Origin of the sequence: Gilliamella sp. BG3, assembly GCF_046635605.1 — a bacterium.
GTDB classification, from domain to species: Bacteria; Pseudomonadota; Gammaproteobacteria; order Enterobacterales; family Orbaceae; genus Gilliamella; species Gilliamella bombi.
On the sequence record NZ_JBIDFE010000049.1, the window covers coordinates 1 to 1,132 of the forward strand.

A 1,132-nucleotide genomic window follows, 5' to 3' on the forward strand; every position below is an offset into this window, starting at 1 on the left:
ATGAATCTAATAGGTTTATTAATTGACGTTAATCACAGAAGAAGCACCGGCTAACTCCGTGCCAGCAGCCGCGGTAATACGGAGGGTGCGAGCGTTAATCGGAATGACTGGGCGTAAAGGGCATGTAGGCGGATAATTAAGTTAGGTGTGAAAGCCCTGGGCTCAACCTAGGAATTGCACTTAAAACTGGTTAACTAGAGTATTGTAGAGGAAGGTAGAATTCCACGTGTAGCGGTGAAATGCGTAGAGATGTGGAGGAATACCGGTGGCGAAGGCGGCCTTCTGGACAGATACTGACGCTGAGATGCGAAAGCGTGGGGAGCAAACAGGATTAGATACCCTGGTAGTCCACGCTGTAAACGATGTCGATTTGGAGTTTGTTGCCTAGAGTGATGGGCTCCGAAGCTAACGCGATAAATCGACCGCCTGGGGAGTACGGCCGCAAGGTTAAAACTCAAATGAATTGACGGGGGCCCGCACAAGCGGTGGAGCATGTGGTTTAATTCGATGCAACGCGAAGAACCTTACCTGGTCTTGACATCCACAGAATCTTGTAGAGATACGAGAGTGCCTTCGGGAACTGTGAGACAGGTGCTGCATGGCTGTCGTCAGCTCGTGTTGTGAAATGTTGGGTTAAGTCCCGCAACGAGCGCAACCCTTATCCTTTGTTGCCATCGATTAGGTCGGGAACTCAAAGGAGACTGCCGTTGATAAAGCGGAGGAAGGTGGGGACGACGTCAAGTCATCATGGCCCTTACGACCAGGGCTACACACGTGCTACAATGGCGTATACAAAGGGAGGCGACCTCGCGAGAGTAAGCGGACCTCACAAAGTACGTCTAAGTCCGGATTGGAGTCTGCAACTCGACTCCATGAAGTCGGAATCGCTAGTAATCGTGAATCAGAATGTCACGGTGAATACGTTCCCGGGCCTTGTACACACCGCCCGTCACACCATGGGAGTGGGTTGCACCAGAAGTAGATAGCTTAACCTTCGGGAGGGCGTTTACCACGGTGTGGTTCATGACTGGGGTGAAGTCGTAACAAGGTAACCGTAGGGGAACCTGCGGTTGGATCACCTCCTTACGAAGAGCTCGTAAGTGTTCACACAGATTGTTTGTTTAGAAGAAAG

1 rRNA gene is annotated in these 1,132 nt (G+C 51.0%); it reads left to right on the forward strand.

The window, feature by feature from the left end:
• A 16S ribosomal RNA gene (locus tag ACGH6S_RS11985) occupies window positions 1-1,086 on the forward strand; the annotation flags it as partial.
• Between the last annotated feature and the right edge of the window lie 46 nt (window positions 1,087-1,132).